The organism is Bradyrhizobium zhengyangense (assembly GCF_022012435.1).
Taxonomy (GTDB): domain Bacteria; phylum Pseudomonadota; class Alphaproteobacteria; order Rhizobiales; family Xanthobacteraceae; genus Bradyrhizobium; species Bradyrhizobium zhengyangense.
On record NZ_JAKLUA010000015.1, the window covers coordinates 28,529 to 49,383 of the forward strand.

Sequence of the window (20,855 nt, forward strand, 5' to 3'; positions counted from 1 at the left end):
GGATTCGATCCTGATACGCTCGCGAAATTCGCGCCGGGTTTGGCGTTTTTCAACGCCTCCACAACAGGCGGGAATATCGAGGTCGCCGAAATACAGGCTCAGATCCTGCATCGCTACGGGGTGCGTTCCAAATGCATCATTCTGGGTGTCCATCCATTCCTGATGATGGAGCAGGCACCTCCGCCCCTGGCCAAGAGCGGATATCTCCCACATGTGAGAATTTCGGACGTGCTTTCGCTAAGCGACCAGCGAGCCGTCTGGCAAGAGACCAATCCAATTCTGCAAATGGTCGTCTTGCCTTTGAAGACTCACGCGGATCGACTGAATAAGCTGCTCCGCATCTGGATTTTCGAAGCCCAGAACCAGTTCCGCACCAAGCCGCTTCCACGGACTTCCTACGAATATTTTGCCAAAGAGTTTACGCCCGGAGCAAACGCCCACTACGACGGCACGCACAGCTCTCCCGATGACGTGGCAGCAACGACCCGTATGCGATATGAAACATTCACTTTCAACTCCACGGCGCCTGAGATCAGCCTCAAGCGAGCTCTCGCGTTATTCCACACTGAAGCGAGTTTGGTCGTCGTCGTGACGATGCCCACCAAGAGTTCGCTTCGCGAATTCGACGCAAGAGGAAGTTCAAGTTATCAACGCGTGCTGTCAGAGAGCAATGTGCCGCAGATCGACTGCTCGAAGTTGGTGGCTGATAAGGATTTCATAGACGACGTTCACCTTGACGGACGGGGCCGTCAAATCCTGTCGAATGCTGTCGGCCGAATTCTCGCGAAGATCATCGCCAATGAGTCTGAGGGACAAACCTGCGACGCGACCGTTGTGGAGCCCCCTAGGGCCTCGCAAACCCCGAGCTCTTCGATGGTGAGATTCCCGGATGGACGTACCTGTTCGGGATCCAGAACTTCTGGATGACCAAACTTCAAACCTACGGCGTCTACTGGCTGAGCGGCACATGGTCGCTCGCGATCGAAGAGCAATTCTATTTGATCTTTCCCCTTGTGGTGCGACTGATTCCGCTCTCGATCCTTCCCAGGGTGCTCATCGTCGTCATCTGCATCTGCCCGATCGGTCGCTTCATCGACAGCTTCACCTTTGACCAGTTTGGCTACTATGTGTTGCCGCAATTCAGAGCAGACGTTATCGCGATCGGAGCACTGATCGCTTGCTATCGGCTGAGCGGGTCGCGGAGCGCCGTCGTAACAAGGCGGGTCAGGCTCGCTCTTCTGGGAGCGTCCTGCCTCGTTCCCTTGATCATGATCTCCGGGACCTCGACGTTCCATGCCGCGGCCTGGCAGCACACGCTCGCGGCGATCTTCTGATCTTCTTCGGCGCGGCCGTCTTCATGGTTCTCGAAAATCAAGGCACCCCTATCTGGCACCCCTGCGCAGCGAGACCGGCGCGTTGGTCTTACGCGTCCTAGATGATCCATCACTGGGTCGTTTATCTGGTCTTCTCAGGACTTGCCGTGACAAAAACCATGACGACCCTGTCGGGAACCGCCGCGACCGCGCTGGCGTTCGTGATAACGTTCACGCTCTGCGCCATCAGCTATCGGTTCCTGGAAAAGCCGCTGATCCAGTGTGCGCATCGCAGATTCACATTCGGACGCGAGCAAAAGTTCTCAGTCCAATCCGCGAGAGAAGCCCCGACGCTCAACCTATGATGAAGTGGCTCGGCACGGACGCAGCATGAACGCCGACTAATCCGTCGCCGTTCAGATCCTGGTGAAGAACGATCTCGGCCTGCTGCACCGTCGCACTGTTGCCGGAGACCGCTCCGGTGTTGCTGGTGAAGTTGCCATTGCTGTCGGTCGTCCAGACGGTGAACTGGTCCGTACCCGGAATCTGCCAGGCAACTTCGTAGCCAGATGAGATCTGCTCCACGCCGACGGGAGCCCACGCTCCGAACTGTCCCGCAACAACTGGCGATCCACCATATTTCAGCTCGGGTCCCGTCCCGCCTGCGACCGGGTTAAAGTAAAAGTTGCTGCTGCGTTCGACCAGGCTGGTCGAACCGGCGGCCTCAATCGTCTTCATCGAGACGCCGATCGTTCCGTCGCCGTTGAGATCCTGTTGAAGAACGGTCTCGGCCTGCTCCAGCGTCGTGCCGGTGCCGGAAACCGCCCCCGTGTTGCTGGCAAAGTTGCCATTGCTGTCGGTCGTCCAGACGGTGAACTGGTCCGTACCCGGAGTCTGCCAGGCAACTTCATAGCCCGATGAGATGTGTTCCGAGCCAACAGGAGTCCAGGCTCCGAACTGTCCCGCCACCACTAGCGATCCGCCGTATTTCAGCTCCACACCGGAGCCACCTCCGATGGGGTTCATGTAGAAATTGCTGCCGTTCTGAACCAGGCTGGTCGAACCGGCGACCTCGATCGTCTTGACCGGCACGCCGATCGTTCCGTCGCCGTTGAGATCCTGTTGAAGAACGGTCTCGGCCTGCTCCAGCGTCGTGCCGGTGCCGGAAACCGCCCCCGTGTTGCTGGCAAAGTTGCCATTGCTGTCGGTCGTCCAGACGGTGAACTGGTCCGTACCCGGAGTCTGCCAGGCAACTTCATAGCCCGATGAGATGTGTTCCGAGCCAACAGGAGTCCAGGCTCCGAACTGTCCCGCCACCACTAGCGATCCGCCGTATTTCAGCTCCACACCGGAGCCACCTCCGATGGGGTTCATGTAGAAATTGCTGCCGTTCTGAACCAGGCTGGTCGAACCGGCGACCTCGATCGTCTTGACCGGCACGCCGATCGTTCCGTCGCCGTTGAGATCCTGTTGAAGAACAGTCTCGGCTTGCTCCAGCGTCGTGCTGGTGCCGGAAACCGCGCCCGTGTTGCTGGTAAAGTTGCCGTTGCTGTCGGTTGTCCAGACGGTGAATTGGTCAGTACCGAAAATCTGCCAGGCAACCTCATAGCCTGACGTAATATGTTCGGCGCCGACAGGCGTCCAGGCGCCGAACTGACCGGCCGTTACGGGGGAGCCTCCATATTTCAGCTCCGGTCCGGTTCCCCCGGCCACGGGATTCATGTAGAAGTTGCTGCCTGACTGCACGAGACCGGTCGAGCCATAAGCCTCGATCGTTGGCGAGGCTTTGGGGACGCCGATAATCCCATCGCCATTGAGGTCCTGGTGGAAGATGGTTTCCGCCTGCTCCAGCGTCCCGCTGGTGCCGGACACCGCACCGCTGTTGCTTTGATAGTTGCCGCTGCTGTCGGTGTACCAAATGATGAACTGACTGGTGCCGGGCGTCTGCCAGGCGATCTCGTACCCGCTTGAAGTCTGTTCGGCGCCAATCGGGGTCCAGGCCCCGAACTCACCCAGTGTCACCGGCGAGCCGCCATATTTCAGCTCAGGTCCTGTATCGCCGCTCACAGGGTTCATGAAGAAGCTGTTGCCGAACTGCAGGAGACTGGTCGTGCCATAAGCCTCGATCGTCGTCGGCGCGCTGACCGCAACATGGAACCCGAGCGCGTCGAGCTGCTTCAGGTCGATCGCCGTCAGCCCCTGGATTGTGCCGCCGCTATAATACTCATTGAAGGGATCGTCGGGCCCCTGCACACCGCTGTTCAGAAAGTCGCTCGGATCGGAAGACTGGCCGTAGTCCGCCAGCTTGGTGTTGCCCCCGTCGAGCGAGAAATAGGCGGCCGGCGCGGTCTGAGCGCCGGAAAACAGGTGCGCGCCCGGACTCGTGAACCGATAGAAATCGAAGACATCCGGCGCTGAGCCATAGGGCACGCGGCCCATCGCATGAGTCAACTCGTGGAGCGCGACACCAACCAGTAGATTTGGATTGATATCAGTCGAGAAATACGCGCTGGCGTCGTCGGTCGTCGTGTCGTTGGCGCCAATCACACCCCAAAGCTTCAGTTGCGCGTTCCAGACAGCGACGTTCGACTGTCCCTGGATCGCTATCCCGCTCGGGAGGCTGTTGAACGTCGTGTCGCCAGAACGGGCGTTGTTCACCAACTCCGAGCGAACCCATGAATAATTCTCGTAAAGTCCGCTGTCGGGGCCGGCCGCTGCACCGCCCCCTGTGCCACTGTAGTCGATATTGATATTAACGGTGATCTTGTCGGTTATGTTGGCCGCCAAGATCGCAACCGCCTGCTGCAGTCCGTTCTTGAAGCCGACCGGCGCAGCCTGCGCCGCGGCATCGAGGATCAGGTTGATGGTGATGCCACCCGCATTCACCGACATGACCGAGCCGGTCGTGGTGGTCGCAGTAGGAGTGCTTCCGGCGGTGTCCGGGAAATAGCTTCCCTGAATGCTATTGCCGACAACCGTGTAGAACGGATCGTCGGAGAGCAGTTCATCGGTCGATGTTCTCATCTTATCGTCTCGAAGTGAGCCTCAGTCGCGTGTTCGCCTGCAGCCTTGAGAAGGTCGTGTTGGGGGCCCCTGACCGGGCTCGATGTCAGGATTCCGCCCCCTCCATTAATTTGCGGTTTCATGGAACCGAAAATGCGAGCGTTGACAGAGCCATTTTCACAAAGCCCGTGTCGATTCAACCCGGTCAACTACCGCTCAGAATAAGGTAACATACGGGCAAAGCTCACGAATTCGGCGTCTGCGGGAACCCTGTGCCCTGCTCTAAGCATTGAATTACCCCGAAAATTAACCGATCCAAGCAACTACCTCCCTATGTTCACCGAAGCCTCGAAATGCCTTTTCCTCACGCCTCCGATCCGACAACACATCCACCGGATCGAGCGCGCAATCGCGCCGCTTGCTGAAGACCCCACTGGCGCATTGTTTGCACCCGGACATCGGCCGGTTGCCGTTTCCCTCGGCTGGAACACCTGGAGGAAGGCGGCCGGACTTCGCCTCCCGATCCTGGTGTCCGGAAACACACTGAAGGGAGACCGCGTGCAGCGCGCCAACATCGGCGCGGTTGGACTGAAGGGGACGCGGCGGACATCCTGGAGCAGCTTTGCCGGCTGGCGGATCTGCCGAAGGACAGTTTTGGTTTTGCGGCTTATGACAACGAGCACTCGCTGGAGGCGCTCAAGCGGATGCTGGCTGACTCGCTCCCGTCTTGGCTTGAGCGCCCGCTGTCGTGAACGGAAAGAATGCGTCATAACAGCCGGTGCGCGGTGCGCGAAGCCATCGCCGCCGATGCAGCACTCAGAGCCCGTCCGATTCGCCGTTCTTCGGCGTTGAGCGCGGAAGGAAGGGTGCGAACGACGTGCTGGCCGTGGTCGGCATCGTCAGCTTGCCGCCACCATCGGCAGGCGTCGCCACCGTTGCGGGCGATCCCGCGGGGCCCGTCGTCCCATCCGGGCGCTGCAGCACCAGCACCTCGCTGCGATCGCCCTGCTTGAACGTCACCTCGCGCGGCTGAACCGAGGTCAATGACCAGCCACCAACCGATTCGCCTTGCCGCAGGCGGACAACCTTCTGGTCGGTGCGATTAACCAGGATCGCGATGGCATCGCCCTCGCCCACCACGGCCCCGACCAGCGCCAGCGGCGGCGGCGCCTCGACCGGCTTTGGCGGCGGCGGCGCGCGAACCTCGTCGACCGGAGCGGCTGCGACCGCGCGCGACGGTGGCCGCCGCGTGGCCGAGAAGATCGGCCGCTCCTGGGTGACTGACAGCACCGACAGCGGAACCGACCACAGCGGGTTGCCGCGAGGGGCCGGCTTGCTCGCATTGGGCGCCGGCCGGGCGATCGGCCTGACCGCGCCGACCTCAACGCTCTCGGCGGGGCTGCCGGCGGCATCGTCGGGCAGGATGTCCATGCGCGAGGAGGTCGCAGCGATGGCCCCGGCAACGCCGAGCCCCGCGCACAGCGCGGCGATCCCGGTCGATCTCAGCCATCCCGACATCGAAAGTCCCTTGCAGCCACGACCGGCCGCGGCAACCTCTGAAGCAGCAACCTAGTTCTGATGGGCGCCGCCATCAACCCGTTCCGCCCGGTTCAATCCCGCGCTGCGTTGCGATGCAACAGATTGTTGCCCAACGGCCACGATGGCTGAAATTACAAAGGAAATGGGCGGCAACGTCAGGCAAATGGATGCCGGTTCATTGCAGCCCGTCGCGACGGCGTGGGATCATCGCGCCGGGGCTCGGTCGCTCCCGATTTTGCTTTAGCGATTTGTGAAGAGCCGATGGCTTTCTCGATCATGGCGCCTGGAAGGATGGATGGCCGGCTGCGCGCCGTCATCAAGCATTCGCTCGCGACCCTGCTGGCGACCACGGCGCTCGGCGTCGTCGCAGCCCATGCGGTCGATGGCACCTGGACCGGCGCCACCACCGACTGGACCGCTCCGACCAACTGGTCGATCCTCACCGTGCCGGACGGCACCGCAACCTTCAGCAACACCGGAAGCGCCGCCGTCGACACAACAACGGCACCGTCACCATCGGCACGATCCTGTTCAACGGCGCCGCTCAGGCCTATTCGGTCACCGTCGGTAAGCCGTTCATCGTCAACGGAACAGGCATCATCAACAACTCAGGCAATACCCAGAATTTCGCAGTCACCTCCGGCAACAATCTGGTGTTTCAGCAAAGCAGCACTGCGAGCGGCGGCACCGGCGCAGTGACGATCACCACCAACGGCGGCGGCACCACCAACTTCACCGGCACGAGCAGCGGCGGCAACGCGCGCTTCATCACCAATGCCGGCGGCACGGTCGACATTTCCGGCCTGACCAATGGCGGCATGACGGCAGGCTCGATCGAAGGCGCGGGCAACTACGTGCTCGGCGCCAACACGCTGACCACCGGCAGCCTCAACACCTCGACCCAGGTCAACGGTGTGATATCAGGCACCGGCGGCAGCCTGACCAAGGTCGGCACCGGCTCGCTGACGCTGACCGGCGGCAACAGCTACACCGGCGCAACGACGGTCTCGGCGGGGACGCTGGCGCTGTCGGGCTTCGGCAGCATCTCGTCATCGAGCGTCGTGACGGTGAACGCGACTTTCGATATTTCCGGGATGAATCCGGGAATTCCCGCCATCATCACCACGCTCGCCGGCAATTCGAGCGGCGTCGTCAACATGGGCAACACGAACCTGACCATCACCAACGGCTCGACCGAGTTCGCCGGCGTGATCCAGGGCGCGGGCGGATTCGAGGTCTTCGGCGGAACGCAGACGCTGTCCGGCGTGAACACCTACACCAACACCACGCAGATCGACGCGGGCGCGACGCTGGCCTTGAAAGGCAGCGGATCGATCGCGAGCTCGGCGAGCGTCACGTTCACGCCCGGCGCAGGCGCAACATTCGACATTTCGCAGACGACTTCCGGCGCGACCGCGAACGCGCTGGTCTCCGCCACCGGCGGCAGCTTCGTCTGGCTGGGATCGAAGACGCTGACGATCGCCACCGGCAGCCTGTACGGTGGCGTGATCCAGGATGGCGGCATCGCGGGCGGCATCGGCGGCAACCTCGTCATCGCGAACGGCGCCTTGCAGCAGCTCTCCGGCATCAACACCTACACCGGCACCACGACCATCGCCGCGGGCGGCGAGCTCGATCTCACCAATGGCGGCAGCGATGGCAGCATTGCGACCTCGAGCAATGTCATCGCCAACGGCATCTTCGACATCTCGAGCCTGGCCGCAGGCACCTCAATCAAATCGCTGTCGGGCTCGGGCAACGTCAATCTCGGCGCCAACACGCTGACCATCACGGGCGGCAACAGCACCTTCGCCGGCATCATCGCCGACGGCGGCGCGGGCGGCGGTACCGGCGGCGGCCTCACCATGGCCGGCGGCACGGAAACCCTGACCGGCGCCAGCACCTATACCGGCGCGACCATTGTGAACGGCGGCAGGCTGCAGGTTGACGGCTCGATCGTCAGCGCCAGCACCGTCAATGCCGGCGGAACACTCGCAGGCACCGGCACCGTCGGCAACGTCGCGGTCACGGGCGGCACGCTCGCGCCGGGCCATGCCGGCGCGATCGGCACGCTGGCGGTCAACGGATCCCTCAGCTTCACCGCCGCCTCGAGCTATCTGGTGCAGGTTTCCTCCAGCACTGCCAGCCTCACCAACGTCACAGGCGCGGCCACGCTCGGCGGCGCGACGGTGAGCGCGATCTTCGGCTCCAGCAGCGTCAAGAAGCAATACACGATCCTGACCGCCGCCGGCGGCCTCGGCGGCAGCACCTTCAATCCGGCCGTCGTCTCCAACATGCCGACGATCAACGCGACGCTGAGCTACGTCGGCAACAACGTCTTCCTCAACATCGGCGTCGATTTCACGCCGAGCGGCGGCAGCCTCAGCGTCAATCAGCAAAACGTCGCGAACGCGCTTGCGAGCTTCTTCAATTCCACCGGCAGCATCCCGGCGGCCTTCGTCGCGCTGACGCCGTCCGGGCTGACCACCGCCTCGGGCGAGCTCGGCACCGGCATCATCCAGTCCGCGATCAATGCCGACGGCCAGTTCCTCAACCTGATGCTCGATCCGACCATCGCGGGTCGCTCGAGCGGCTTCACCAAGGCGGGCAGCGTCGCGCAATTCGCTGAGAGCGATGACGAATCCGCATATGCCTCGATGCGCCCGGCCACCGCGCGCGAGCGCGAGGCCTTTGCGATGGCGACCAAGGCGCCGTTGTGGTCGCCGCAGCCGATCAATCGCTGGAGCGTCTGGACGGCCGGCTATGGCGGCTCGGCGCAGGTCGGCGGCAATGCCGCGGTCGGCTCACAGGATCTGACGGCACGGGTCTGGGGCGGCGCGGCCGGCGCCGACTACAGGATTTCGATGGACACGCTGGTCGGCTTTGCGCTCGGCGGCGGCGGGCTGAACTACTCGCTTGCCAACGCGATGGGTACGGGCTCGGCCGACCTGTCCCAGGCTGGCGCCTACGGCCGACACAATTTCGGACCCGCTTATATCTCGGCCGCCCTCGCCTATGGCTGGCACGACGTCACCACCAACCGCACCGTGATCGGCGCGGAACAGCTCCAGGCCCGATTCAAGGCCGACACGTTCTCCGCGCGCTTCGAGGGCGGCTATCGCTTCACCACGCCGCTGTTCGGCCTCACGCCCTACGCGGCCGCACAGGTCACGAACTTCAACCTGCCCAACTATTCCGAAGTCAGCCTCAATGGCGGCGGCTTGTTTGCGCTGAACTACGCCTCGCAATCGCTGACCAATACCCGCTCCGAGCTCGGACTGCGCACCGACAAATCCTATGCGATGCAGAACGGTGTGCTGACCTTGCGCGGCCGCGCCGCCTGGGCGCACGACTACAATCGGAGCCGCGCCGTCACCGCGCTGTTCCAGACGCTGCCCGGCACCAGCTTCGTCGTCAACGGCGCCAGGGTCGACGCCGATTCCGCGCTGGTGAGCGCCAGCGCCGAGATGAAATGGCTGAACGGCTTCTCGATCGCCGGCACTTCGACGGCGAGTTCTCCGGCAACGTCACTAGCTACTCCGGCAAGGGCGTGTTCAAGTACTTGTGGTGAGCTGCCTTCCTACTTCACCGCCTGCCACTGGCCGGAAACACCCAAAATCACCCTGACGCGGCCGCTCGGGGCATCGCTCAACGCCGTGGTCTGCGGCACCTGGACATCGAGCTGATCGACGAACAGGAACGGCATCCCGGCTTCGAGGTCGTAGAGCACGTTCTGCAGCGCGGGTTGCTCGAGCTCGCAGCTGACGACAAGGCCGACGAAGCCGTCCTTGGTCTGCGCGCCCGACACGTCCACCTGCGAGGACTGTACCGAGCCGCCCTGATCGCCCACGGCGGCCGCAACCCGCTGCAACAGATTGGCGCCCGCCACCGTCACCGTCGGCCCTTCCAGGAATGGCGTGCCGGGATGCTCGGCCAGGGCGGCTGCGGCATTCTTGGCGGCGCCGTTGCGACCGCGCAGTTGGTCGAGCAGGTCGGAGGTCTGCGCCAGGGCCTGGCGATGGGCGATCACGTCGGCGATCGACAGCCCAGCCATCAAGAGCAGCGCGCCCGTCACCGCGAGATAGAGCGTGACCGCGATCAGCGGCGAGCTCAGCCACCGCACCAGCGCGTTTCCGCTAGCGATCCCGCTGCTGCTCACGCCGCTCTTCGTTGCGCTGGTCATGGCGCGTTCCTCGCCTCGACCTGCGCTTCGATGTGGAAACGCTCGCCGGGATCGGAGGGGCTGCGCGTCGTCGGAGCGTAGAAGGTCGCGCGGGTGAAGTGCTGGGACTGCTCGATCAGCGGGATCAGCGAGGGCGCATCGCGGGTGATACCGGCGATCTGGAGCTTGTTACCGGCCAGATGCATCTCGGTGACGTAGGTGTGGTCAGGCAACAACCGGCTCAGCGATTCCAGCACGACCACGCTCGCCGGTGTCTCGTATTTGCGCCGCTCCAGCAACGCCAGCGGCGAGCGCTCGCCGCCGTCGGCGCCACGGATCGCGGCGCGGCGCTGGGTGATCTGCTGCTCGAGCTCGCTCTCCTGCGCACTCAGACTGTCGGCCAGATAGCCTGCGACGACCGAGCCGAGCACGGCGGTGACCGCGGCGACGGCCAGCACCACTTGCAGGGTCCGGCCGAGCCGCACCGGATCGATCGCGCCGCGCGATTTCTGCTCGAACACTTTGATGCGGCCGCCTTCAGCCGCCTCGGTCAGGACCGCGATCGCGGACGGATGAAAGCCGGACAGCGCCTCGACATAGCCCATCGCCATCAGGCGCGGCGCCGCCGCAATCATCGTGGTGATGCTCTCGCTGCCCTGCGCCACCGGCGCGCCGCAACCGAACACCGCCTCCGCGGCGCTCCACGGCGTCAGCCGGTCGATCTGCGCCCGCACGATGCCGTCGAGGAAATCGGCCGCGCGCGCCGGCAGCTCCAGCGGGCGGAACAGGAAGCGGGCCGGCCGCAGCACGATCTCGACGCGGCAGCCGCGGACAATTGGCGCGAGATTGGCGCCGGTGAACTTGCCGTCCTCGAACGCGACCTCCTTGGGCGCATTCTCCGGCTTCGAGGTCTCCAGCGCGAACGCGCCGCTCTCGCTCTCGACCAGCCGTATCAGGCGCGGCGACACCATCCCCTCCAGTCCGGAGACCGCGGCACCCGCCACCGTGCCGGTCCAGGCATCGAAAATGTTGCGAAGGGAACTGAGCGAACTCATCTCACAGAGGCTTTCCGGCGGAACCATCAAAGGCGTTGTGCCACGACAATACACGATAGGGCTCATCGCCGCTTTCGAGAAGCAGGATGACGATCTCGGCCGAACTCCGCCGGTGCGACGGCGCTTCAGCTGTAACAGTCACACGGTAGGTCTTCGCGCCCTCGATCGTCGCGCTCGCGCTGCCGGCGAGCCCGACCAGCAATTGCGGGTCGACCCTGGGATCGGCGCGGTCGCGCAGCAGCTGTTGCAGGGTCTCCGGGGTCATGCCGGGCAACGCCGCCAACACCTGCGGCGCGGCGTCGAGCACGTTCACGGTGCGCATGTTGCTGAACACCGTGACGAAGGGCAGCATGCGGTCGATCACGTTGGGGGGAATGCCGCGCACCAGCCACAGCTCGTCACTGTGCTGAAACGGTGCATGGCGCGGCAAATAAGACGCGCCGAGCGTGCGGTAGTAGGAGTCCTCCGGATTGTCCTGGCCGGGCTCCGTCGAGGTCCGCCACGCCAGGATCCGGTCGGCATAATCAGGCGCATCCGCCGCCGACACGCCGAGCCCGGTCATCAGGCCAATGAAGATTGCTTTCGGCGCCGCGTTGAGATCGATGCGCGCAGCCTCCGAGCGGAACGTCACGGCTATCAGGCCTGCCCCGACGCGGGCGTTGAAGGTGCCGCTGGTCGAGCGCGTCGCCTCGCTCTGCGCGGTAAGCCGATAGGCCGTAAGCTCGAGCCCCGCGTTCATCAGCGCGTCGGCCTGCAGTCGGTCGGTGTTCACGGCCACCGTCACCGCCGTGTTGGTGACATAGGTCAGGTAGATCAGCGCGAGCGTGGCGAGCGCGGCCAGCATCCAGAGCACCACGACGACGATGAAGCCGCGATCGTCGCCAATTGCAGCTCGATCCTGAGCCCTGCCGCTCACAGCTGCGGCTCCTGCTTCTGTGCCTGCTGCGGCCTTGGGCCCGTCACGCAGGTCGTCGGATTCTTGGCCCGCGCGCATTCGGCGGGCGCATTGATGTGCGGCACCGTCGCCGCCGACACCGCCAGCACCTGGCCGGAGGCGCCGTCCCGCACCGTGATGCGGATGCGTTCAGGCAATTGCGACTGGCCGCGCCAAGTCGGCTGCCAGGTCCTATCAGGGCCGGCATAGCCGAAGCTGACCCGGAACGGCGCGCGGATCAGCACCACCTGGTCGATGAAGCGGATCTGGCCGTCGCTGGGCATCGGCTGGAACGGCGCGCGCTCGCGGACCAGCGCTAACCCCTGTGCGTCGGCCTTCTCGATGAAGCGGATGAATTCCAGGCCCGGGCGGGCGCTCGGGCCGAGCGAGGTACGCAGAAACGTCACCGACAATTCGGCTCCATCGAACAGCGGCACCTTGGCGTCGCCATTGATGGTCATCTGCTCGGCAACGGAGACGTCTGCAACGATGCGGTCGAGCCCTGTGGCGAGACGCTCCGCGCGCTGCACCCGCGCGATGCCACGATTCCAGTTCGGCAGCCACTGCGCCGTGACTGTCGCGAGCGCGGCCAGGATCACGGTCATCAGCAATGTCGCCAGCAGGACTTCGAGCAGCGTGAAACCCGCCTCGGAGGCGACCACGCGGCGCAGACGTTGCGTCATCCGTTTCGTTGCGCAGGTCATTGCGTGGGTCATTGCGTCGACCTTGGCACCAGCTTCACCGTCGTCACCTGCATCGCACTGCCGTCGGCGCCCTGGAGGCGCAGATTGACCGCAAGCGGCACGAAACGGTCGGTGGCGGGATTGCCTCCGGCGACGTTCATCGGCGTGATGTCGACGCGCCAGCGGCTCCCGGCCAGCCGGCCGTTCAGACGGCCGGGCTTGAGAAGTCCGCGCGCGGGCAAGTCTGCAAGCAATGTCTCCGCTGTGCCTGACAGGGCCAGACGCTGGTCGATCGAGCGCGTGCCCCTGACCGTGACCGAGATCACCGAGCCGATGGTTCCGAGCACGATGGCGATGATCGCGAGCGCGACCAGCGTCTCGATCAACGTGAAGCCGGCGGCGCCGCTAGAGCAGCTTCTGCGGGACAATCTCGACACCTCCGGTCAGCCAGTTGACCCGCACCTCATAGCCCATGCCGGGTCGCGCCAGCGCGATCGTCCCGCCGCACGACATGCCCGACGGAAAGAAGTCGATCGACCGCCCGGTCGCGCGATCGGCGCAGCGCGAGGCCAGCGTCGCCTGCACGACGACGTCGCGCGGCAGGCGGATGGTCTGTCCGGTGACGCCTGAGCGGATCGCGCGCGCCTCCGCATCGACCAGAGTTGCAACCCTGACCTGGCGACGCAGCGCGGAGTTGCGATCGGATTTGAGCAGCGCCGCGGTCTCGACCGCATAGCTTTCGAGCTTGGCGCGGGTGGTCGCGCGCGGGATCGCCGGCAGGATGATCGCTGCGAGCAGGCCGATGATCGCGAGCACACACAGGATCTCGATCAGCGCGAAGCCCCGCTGATCGCAGCCTTGCACATCACCATCAGGTTCAGCGCGCGCCGCTGACGATGTCGGCTGCTGTTCCACTGCCGCCTTCCTGCCCGTCTGATCCGAGCGAGATAATGTCGTAGGGGGCGCTCGCGCCCGGTGACCGATAGACGTAGCCGTGGCCCCAGGGATCGTTGGGCACCACGCCACCGCGCAGGTAGGGCCCGTTCCAGCCGGCCTGGTTGTTGCTCCGCGTCAGCCCGGCGAGGCCTTCATTCGAGGTCGGATAGCGGCCGAGATCGAGGTAGTAGAGATCGAGCGCACTGGAGAAGCTTTCGATCTGGATCTTCGCGGCCTTGGCCTTGGACTCGCTGAGATAGTTCAGCACGCGCGGGCCGACCAGCGCCATGATCATGCCGATGATGGTGATGACGACGAGCATCTCGACCAGGGTGAAGCCGGCCTCGCCGCGGGCCTCGTGCCGCGGACGACGCCTCGACGGTGGATGTCTGGTCACTTCATGCCTCCCATTCCCTTCTCTAACCGACGATCTGGCTCACCGACATCAGTGCGGTCATCACCGATGTGATCAGACCGCCGACGACGAGCGAGATCGCAATGATCGCCGCGGGCCCGGCAATGCCGACCGCGCGGTCGAGCGTGCGTTGCAGTTTCGATTCGTAGAATTCGGCGACACGGCCTGACAGCATCGGCAACTGCCCGGTTTCGTCACCCAATCGCAGCATGCGGACAGCCATGGGCGGCAACGCCTCCGTCTCCGCAAGCGCATCGGAGAGTTTCGAGCCGTGGCGGACGCGATCGGCGGCATCGCTCCAGACCGTGGACGCCCCTGTTGTCGCCATCATGTCGATGAGAATGCGCAGCGTCGTGGTAAGATTGACGCCGCTCCCGAGCAGCAGGCCGAGGTTGCGGCAGAACAGCGCTGTACGATACGCGCCCATCACGTTGCGGATGGCCGGCAGCCGCACAAACGCATTGGTCAAACCGCGGCGGACACGCTCCTGCCTCAGCACGAGCCACAGCGTTGCGATAATCACCGTAAGGCCGGCCAGCACCATTTCCGAATTGCCGCGCAGGAAGGTCGAGATGTTGAGGAATAGGCCGACAACAGGATCGACCTTGGCGCCGAAATCCTGCAGGACGCTGGCAAATTGCGGCAGCACGAATGTCAGGAAGAACAGCAGCACGCAGCCGGCCGCGCCGAGCACGAAGAGCGGATAACGGATCGCATCGGTCAGGCGCCGCCTCAGCGCTTCGGCGCGCGCGCGTTCGCCTGACAACACCTCCAGCACCTGGTCCAGCGAACCCGACGCCTCGCCGACCCGCACCAGCGCAATATACATCGGCGGAAACAATCCCTCATGCCGTGCCAACGCTTCTGCAAAGCTCTCGCCGGAGACGACACGCGCACGGATGTCGGCGACGACAGGCAGCAACCGTCCGAAGTCCGGATCGGCCGCGAGCAGCTCGAGCGCGTCGTTGATGCGGGCGCCCGCGCGCAGCAGCAACGCGAGGTCGCGCGTGAGAATGGTGACGTCTTCCGGCTTCGGCCTGTTGAAGAGCCTGAGCACGCTGCCCGCCGCGCCGCCCTCCTCGGGGGTGACATTGTCGACCAGCACCAGGCCGAGCCGCTCGATCCGCGATGCCACGTCACCCGGCGCCGGCGCGGCGATGGCTCCGGAGACCAGTTCGCCGTTGGCATTGAGGGCGCGGTAGCGATAGTTCGGCATTATGTCTAGCGCTCCTGGGCCTAGCGCACCGTCGTGACGCGGAAGACTTCGGGCACCGTCGTCAGTCCGGCCCGGCATTTGGCGACCGCATCCTCCAGCATCGTCGTCATGCCGCCGCGCATCGCGGCGGCGTCGATGGAGTGCGAGTCGGTCTGTGGCCCGATCAGTGCACGCACATCGTCGGACATTTCGAGGATCTCGAATACGCCGTTGCGGCCGCGATAACCGGTGCCGCCGCAGCGTTCGCAGCCGCCGGCCTCGTGCACCACCTCGCCGCACTTGAAGCCGATCACGGCAAAGCGCGGGTCCCTGGCGAGATCGGCCTCGGTCAGCGCGTGCGGCACCTTGCAACGGTCGCACAGCATGCGCACCAGCCGCTGCGCCACGACGGCGCGCAGCGTCGATTTGAGCAGGAACCCTTCGATGCCGAGATCGATCAGGCGCGGCACGGCCGCAGCCGCCGTCTCGGTATGAAGCGTCGTCAGAACGAGATGGCCGGTGAGCGCGGCATGGATCGCGATATGCGCCGTCTCGGCGTCGCGGACCTCGCCGACCATGATGACGTCGGGGTCCTGGCGCACGAAGGCGCGCATGGCGGAGGCGAAGGTCAGGCCGATCGACGGCTTGACCTGGGACTGGTTGATGCCGGGAATCTCGTACTCGACCGGGTCCTCGATGGTGAGGATCTTCCGCGTCGGCTCGTTGAGGATCGACAGCATGGTGGCAAGCGTCGTGGTCTTGCCGCTGCCGGTCGGACCGGTGATCACGATCATGCCGTGCGGCATGGCGAGCAGCCGCGTCATCACACTCTCGTCGCGCGCGCCGAGCCCGAGCTTGCTCATCTCCAGCAGTCCGCGGTCGCGCGGCAACAGGCGGATGACCGCGCTCTCACCATGCTGCGTCGGCATGGTGGCGACGCGGACGTCGAGTTCGCTGCGGCCGACGCGCACGCGCGCCGCGCCGTCCTGCGGCAGGCGCCGTTCTGCGATGTTGAGGCTGGCCAGAATCTTGATGCGCGAGATCAGCGCCTGTGGCGGAATGCCATGCGGCGATGGCAGCGCACGCAGGAGACCGTCGACGCGCATGCGCACTACCAGCCCGGCACGGAACGGCTCGACGTGAATGTCGCTGGCACGCAGGTCGACCGCGCGCTCCAGGAGATCGTTGAGGGCGCGAACCACCGGCGCGCCGCTGGCGAGGTCGCGCAGGCTCTCGATGTCGTCGTCGGACTGCACCGCACGGCCGGTGCCCTGGTCTGCATTCGCATCGTCGGCATCGGCTCGCTGATCGAGGACCGTGGTAATGTCCTCATATGACGCCACGACGACATCGACCGGCGTTCCGAACACGATTTCCGCAGCCCTGATAGCGGCCGTATCGGAGGGATCGGCGACGGCCAGGCGAAATCCGCCATCCGGTGCGCCAAACGGGAAGATGGTGGATTCTCGCAGGAATCGGCGCGAAAAACCTTCGAGGCGAGGCGTCGTCGTCAGCAGTTGCGGAAGACTTAGCCGCGGCAGGGCAAAATAATCCGACACCTCGTCGGCGAATTCGGCCGCCGACAGATCGGTGGCCTCCCAAAACTCGCGTAACGGACGTATCAGCGCCGGATTGGCCGTCTTTTCCACACGGACATGCGCGCGCGGCGGCAGTGAGTATTTTTCCAGAAGGAGCTGCCGGAAGCTTTCGGCGGAACGGTCTCGCATCGCATTCACAACGTTGACCTTGTTACTTGAATGCAACAGCTTCTAGGGGCACGGACGGTCCTTTGCCCTTGACTTATTTCTTAGCAAAAACATAATCGTGGCGCAAATTATTGCGCGTCCGAACCGAGGGGATCGGATGCTGTTTCCAGTCACTTCCAGAGTTGGCAGGCGTATCTTGTTTGAAGTGGTCCAACCGCTTTTGCGCCGCCGCGCAGCGTTGACTGGAACGATCGTGCTGCTGTCGACGGCGGTCCTGCTCACGGGCTGCATCGTCACCGCCGATCAGTCGGTCGAAGCCGACCCTAAGGATCCGCGCGCCCAGGATCTTGTCGACAAGATCCGCGGCATCGATCTGCAGCCGCGCCAACCTTCGGATACGGCAAGCAGCGGCATCTCCCAGCCGAAATCGTCCAAGCCCGCGATTTATCTGAGTGATGGTGCAACGCCACAAGGCGGTGCGCTGGCCGAACGCGACGATGGCGGCGGCAGCGGCTACGATCTCAATTTCGAAAACGCACCCGTGGCGACCGTCGCAAAGGTCATTCTTGGTGACGTTCTCAACGCCGGCTACACCATCGATCCCCGCGTACAGGGGACCGTGACGCTCGCCTCGGTGCGGCCGGTCCCCAAGGCGGACGCGGTCTATGTGCTGGAGAATGCGCTACGCATGTCCGGCGTCGCGCTGGTGCGCGACCGTACCGGCTATCGGCTGCTGCCGGCGCCGGAGGCCGGCCCCGGCGGCATCGACCGCTCGGCGAGCACCGAAGCCGGCCAGGGCATCACCGTCGTGCCGCTGCGCTACACCTCGGCGCAAAATATCTTCAAGCTGCTCGATGCCTTCGGCGTGAAGGCGTCGACCATGCGCGCCGACAATGCGCGCAATACGCTGATCGTCAGCGGCAGCGGGACCGATCGCGCGACGGCGGTTGACACGATCCTGTCATTCGACGCCGACTGGATGCGCGGACAATCCGTCGGCATCTTCCCCGTTCGCAATTCCGCGCCCGAGCCCGTGATCTCCGAGATCGAGAAGATCATGGATTCCGGCGAAGGCGGGATGGGCCAGAACGTCATCAAGATGCAGGCGATCGCGCGGCTCAATTCGATCCTCGTGGTGAGCCAGAAGCCTGAATATCTGAAGCGCGCCCAGACCTGGATCGCGCGGCTCGACCGTTCCGATACCGACGGCGTGAATCTGAAATCCTATCCGCTGCGCTACGGCAATTCCAAGCTGGTCGTGTCGATGCTGAACGACATGCTGTTCAACCAGAGCGCGGCGAGCAACACCTCGCTCGACAGCGCATCGAGCCAGGTCGCGCCCGGCGCGGGCCTCGCCACGTCGTCCTCCAGTTCCGGCAATCCGATCGCCTCGCTGAGTGCAATGCCGACGGCCGCATCCGGTGCGGCGACGCCGGTGACCGGACCTGCGGGATCCGCGCTCGGGGCCCGCCCCGCTCCGGCTGCATCGGCAACGCCTGCGCAGGCGCAGGACAACAGCCTCGGTGGACTGGGCGGAAGCAGTTCGAAGTCCGGCATCACCACCATCCTCCAGAACGTCCGGATCACCGCCGACGTCACCAACAATGCCGTCCTCGTCTATGCCAACCAGGACGCGCAGCGCATCGTCGAGCAGACCATCCGCCAGATCGACCGGCCGCAGCGCCAGATCGCGATCGAGGCGACGATTGCCGAGGTGACGCTGAACGACCAGTTGAACTACGGCGTGCAGTTCTTCCTGGCGAGCCAGAAGGGCTCGATCTCCAACACCATCTCCGGTGTCAGCAATGCCGCGTCAGTCGGCAGCGGTGCGGTCGAAGCGGCGTCCAACGCCGTCAACGCCGCGGGCGGCGCGCTGCTCGGACGTGTCCTGCCGGGCTTCAACTTCCTGGTCGGCTCCGAGAACTCGCCGCGCGTCATTCTCGACGCGTTGCACGGCGTCACCGACGTCAAGGTGCTGTCGAACCCGTCATTGGTGGTGTTGGATAACCAGGCCGCGACGTTGCAGGTCGGCGACCAGGTGCCGTTCTCCACGGGCACCGCGACCGTGCTGACCGCCAACAACACCGTGGTCAACACCATCGACTACAAGAACACTGGCATCATCCTGCGCGTGCTGCCGCGCGCCAACGCCAATGGCAATGTCGTGCTCGACATCGAGCAGGAGATCTCGAGCGTGGCCGCCGGCAGCGCCAACTCGCTGACGCCGACGATTTCGCAGCGTCGCGTCAAGAGCTCGATCGCGGTGACCAGCGGGCAGACGGTGCTGCTCGCCGGCCTGATCAGCGAGACCGAGAACAAGCAGCGCCAGGGCATTCCCGTCCTGGATTCCATTCCCGGCGTCGGCGATGCCTTCTCGCATCAAACCAAGGCGCGCGCCCGTACCGAGCTGATCCTGTTCATCCGCCCGACCGTCATCAAGGACGGCGTCGACGCGCATGTCATCGCCGAGGAGATGCGCAGCAAGATGAACGGCCACCTGGTCGGGACCAGCAATCCCGTCGTCACCGTGAGCCCGCCCAGGGCGGCGCGCTGACGGCGTGGCCGCGGACGACGCGCAGGACGGGATCCGCGCCCGGCTGGTCCTCAGCTGCGCACTGCTCGTCGGCGTGTTGGCCAGCCTGGTGACGGCACCCGCCGCGGAGGGCATCTATGGTGCGTTCCTCGCCGCCTTGATGCTCGCCATCGCCGCCCATGATGCCCGCCACTTTCTGATCCCGAACGAGCTGAGCGGAGCCGCCTTCGCGCTCGCATTGCTCCGCGGCGCCGCTGCGGTGCCCGATGCGGGCGCCGTGGCGCTGCTTTGGCCGGTCGCGCGCGCCCTCGCCGTGGCGCTTTCGCTCCTGCTCCTGATGCTGGCCTATCGGCGCTGGCGCGGCCGCGACGGGCTCGGGCTCGGCGACGTCAAGCTCGCGGCCGTCTGCGGCGCCTGGCTGGATCTTGCAACGGTAGCCGCAGTGATCGAGTTCGCCGCCCTGCTCGCGATCGGCGCCTATGTCGTCAATGCCGCGCTGCAAGGAAAACCGCTGCGCGGGACAGCCTTCCTGCCGTTCGGGCTGTTCCTCGCGCCCTCGATCTGGATCGGCTGGTTGTGCGAGAGCTGGTATCTGAACTGGCTCGGCGGCTGGCCCGGCTAACGCCCGAGGCACGCAGGCATCAGTGCTCGCGGCTTGGCGCCCATTCCAGCGCCCGCAGGCGGGCCTGGGCGATCTGTCCACGCGTCATCTTGGTGGTGACGGCGTCGCGGATCCGGGCCCGGGACTCGCGCACCCGCGGCGGCGATGCCGCGGTCGAAAGGTTCAGCCATTTGGAGGCTTCGACGATGTCCCGCGGCACGCCAAAGCCGCGGTCATAGAGCAGGCCGAGCGAATATTGGGCGCGGCTGTCGCCCTGCTCCGCGGCCCGCCGATACCACATCGCCGCTTCCGTGTAGTTCTGCGGCACGCCGCGGCCGGTCTCGAACAGGAAGCCGAGATAGGTCTGCGCAGCGGCGTTGCCGCGCTCGGCAAGCGGGATGAAGATGCGGGAGGCCGTCACATAGTCCTGGCGCTGGTAGGCCGATAGGCCTTGGCCGAGCGACTGGCCTTGGACTGCGATCGCGGGCAGAAGCAGCAATACCGCGGCAATGCATCCGGCCCACCGCAGCAGTCCGTCGCGGCGCCGGGACGCGCGATCGCACCCGCTGACAAATATCGTGCGTTCCTTCCACATGCGGACAACACTAGTCCGGCGATGTGACGGAATCCAGAGCGGCTGGTCATCGAGGAGCAGCGCGGCGCGCGCAGATGTCCGTTCCACTATTCCCAAAGTCGGCGCATGGCTGGCTGCGCCAGCCGACACTTGCCGCATGATCTTTCGGCCCTATGGTGGGGCCGCAGTTTGTTGCCGGAGCCACC

General features: G+C 64.8%; 19 protein-coding genes. 7 read left to right on the plus strand and 12 right to left on the minus strand.

The features are described 5' to 3' along the window. Window positions 1-39 precede the first annotated feature (39 nt). The 3 genes from L6637_RS32095 to L6637_RS32105 all read left to right on the plus strand — a co-directional run bounded on the left by L6637_RS32095 (window position 40) and on the right by L6637_RS32105 (window position 1,678). On the plus strand, window positions 40-927 hold the full coding sequence (locus tag L6637_RS32095) for a hypothetical protein (RefSeq protein ID WP_237873053.1): 888 nt from the start codon (window positions 40-42) through the stop codon (window positions 925-927). Then, window positions 924-1,334 carry an acyltransferase family protein gene (locus L6637_RS32100; protein WP_237873054.1) on the plus strand — a complete coding sequence of 137 codons (411 nt, stop codon included), beginning with the start codon at window positions 924-926 and terminating at the stop codon, window positions 1,332-1,334. Before L6637_RS32095 ends, L6637_RS32100 begins: the two co-directional genes overlap by 4 nt. Before the next feature lie 101 nt (window positions 1,335-1,435). Further along, on the plus strand, window positions 1,436-1,678 hold the full coding sequence (locus L6637_RS32105) for a hypothetical protein (protein ID WP_237873055.1): 243 nt from the start codon (window positions 1,436-1,438) through the stop codon (window positions 1,676-1,678). On the opposite strand, the gene L6637_RS32110 is transcribed toward L6637_RS32105, so the two are convergent. Together L6637_RS32110 and L6637_RS32115 are read right to left on the minus strand one after the other, a co-directional pair. Next, entirely contained in the window at window positions 1,668-4,337 is a 2,670-nt protein-coding gene (locus tag L6637_RS32110; protein WP_237873056.1) for an NF038122 family metalloprotease, read from the minus strand. The two genes, L6637_RS32105 and L6637_RS32110, sit on opposite strands and share 11 nt — an antisense overlap. 795 nt (window positions 4,338-5,132) lie before the next feature. Beyond that, on the minus strand, window positions 5,133-5,834 hold the full coding sequence (locus tag L6637_RS32115) for a hypothetical protein (protein WP_237873057.1): 702 nt from the start codon (window positions 5,832-5,834) through the stop codon (window positions 5,133-5,135). Window positions 5,835-6,116: 282 nt separating this feature from the next. On the opposite strand from L6637_RS32115, the gene L6637_RS32120 reads away from it, so the two are divergent. Together L6637_RS32120 and L6637_RS32125 are read left to right on the plus strand one after the other, a co-directional pair. Further along, the gene (locus tag L6637_RS32120; protein WP_237873058.1) at window positions 6,117-6,554 is read left to right on the plus strand and encodes a hypothetical protein; all 438 of its coding nucleotides are present in this window, start codon (window positions 6,117-6,119) and stop codon (window positions 6,552-6,554) included. Then, entirely contained in the window at window positions 6,509-9,541 is a 3,033-nt protein-coding gene (locus L6637_RS32125; RefSeq protein ID WP_237873059.1) for an autotransporter outer membrane beta-barrel domain-containing protein, read from the plus strand. The genes L6637_RS32120 and L6637_RS32125 overlap by 46 nt, the downstream gene beginning before the upstream one ends. On the opposite strand, the gene gspM is transcribed toward L6637_RS32125, so the two are convergent. From gspM to L6637_RS32170, 9 genes are read right to left on the minus strand one after another with little or no spacing between them, the layout of a single operon-like run. Next, window positions 9,436-10,038, minus strand: coding sequence for a type II secretion system protein GspM (gene gspM, locus L6637_RS32130; protein ID WP_237873060.1), 603 nt, complete (start codon window positions 10,036-10,038; stop codon window positions 9,436-9,438). The two genes, L6637_RS32125 and gspM, sit on opposite strands and share 106 nt — an antisense overlap. Next, a complete protein-coding gene (locus L6637_RS32135; RefSeq protein WP_237873061.1) occupies window positions 10,035-11,072 on the minus strand; it encodes a PilN domain-containing protein in 1,038 nt (345 codons plus the stop codon). Before L6637_RS32135 ends, gspM begins: the two co-directional genes overlap by 4 nt. A 1-nt stretch (window position 11,073) precedes the next feature. Beyond that, window positions 11,074-11,988 carry a type II secretion system minor pseudopilin gene (locus tag L6637_RS32140; RefSeq protein ID WP_237873062.1) on the minus strand — a complete coding sequence of 305 codons (915 nt, stop codon included), beginning with the start codon at window positions 11,986-11,988 and terminating at the stop codon, window positions 11,074-11,076. Next, the gene (locus tag L6637_RS32145) at window positions 11,985-12,689 is read right to left on the minus strand and encodes a general secretion pathway protein GspJ (RefSeq protein ID WP_237873064.1); all 705 of its coding nucleotides are present in this window, start codon (window positions 12,687-12,689) and stop codon (window positions 11,985-11,987) included. The genes L6637_RS32140 and L6637_RS32145 overlap by 4 nt, the downstream gene beginning before the upstream one ends. Before the next feature lie 29 nt (window positions 12,690-12,718). Then, window positions 12,719-13,117 (minus strand): type IV pilus modification PilV family protein, encoded by a 399-nt coding sequence (locus L6637_RS32150; protein WP_237873065.1) that lies wholly within the window; start codon window positions 13,115-13,117, stop codon window positions 12,719-12,721. Further along, the gene (locus L6637_RS32155; RefSeq protein WP_237873066.1) at window positions 13,095-13,604 is read right to left on the minus strand and encodes a prepilin-type N-terminal cleavage/methylation domain-containing protein; all 510 of its coding nucleotides are present in this window, start codon (window positions 13,602-13,604) and stop codon (window positions 13,095-13,097) included. The genes L6637_RS32150 and L6637_RS32155 overlap by 23 nt, the downstream gene beginning before the upstream one ends. Beyond that, window positions 13,567-14,022, minus strand: coding sequence for a type II secretion system major pseudopilin GspG (gspG, locus tag L6637_RS32160; RefSeq protein ID WP_237873067.1), 456 nt, complete (start codon window positions 14,020-14,022; stop codon window positions 13,567-13,569). The genes L6637_RS32155 and gspG overlap by 38 nt, the downstream gene beginning before the upstream one ends. A gap of 22 nt (window positions 14,023-14,044) precedes the next feature. After that, window positions 14,045-15,256 carry a type II secretion system F family protein gene (locus L6637_RS32165; protein ID WP_237873068.1) on the minus strand — a complete coding sequence of 404 codons (1,212 nt, stop codon included), beginning with the start codon at window positions 15,254-15,256 and terminating at the stop codon, window positions 14,045-14,047. Window positions 15,257-15,276: 20 nt separating this feature from the next. Then, a complete protein-coding gene (locus L6637_RS32170) occupies window positions 15,277-16,962 on the minus strand; it encodes a GspE/PulE family protein (RefSeq protein WP_249802151.1) in 1,686 nt (561 codons plus the stop codon). Window positions 16,963-17,098: 136 nt separating this feature from the next. On the opposite strand from L6637_RS32170, the gene gspD reads away from it, so the two are divergent. Continuing rightward, window positions 17,099-19,495: a type II secretion system secretin GspD gene (gene gspD / locus L6637_RS32175; RefSeq protein ID WP_377803192.1), complete on the plus strand. Its 2,397-nt coding sequence runs from the start codon at window positions 17,099-17,101 to the stop codon at window positions 19,493-19,495. A gap of 4 nt (window positions 19,496-19,499) precedes the next feature. Beyond that, complete coding sequence (locus L6637_RS32180) at window positions 19,500-20,096, plus strand: prepilin peptidase (RefSeq protein WP_237873070.1); 597 nt, start codon at window positions 19,500-19,502, stop codon at window positions 20,094-20,096. 19 nt (window positions 20,097-20,115) lie between these two features. Here the strand turns inward: L6637_RS32180 and L6637_RS32185 are convergent, their stop codons facing one another. Further along, the gene (locus L6637_RS32185) at window positions 20,116-20,574 is read right to left on the minus strand and encodes a tetratricopeptide repeat protein (protein WP_237873071.1); all 459 of its coding nucleotides are present in this window, start codon (window positions 20,572-20,574) and stop codon (window positions 20,116-20,118) included. Between the last annotated feature and the right edge of the window lie 281 nt (window positions 20,575-20,855).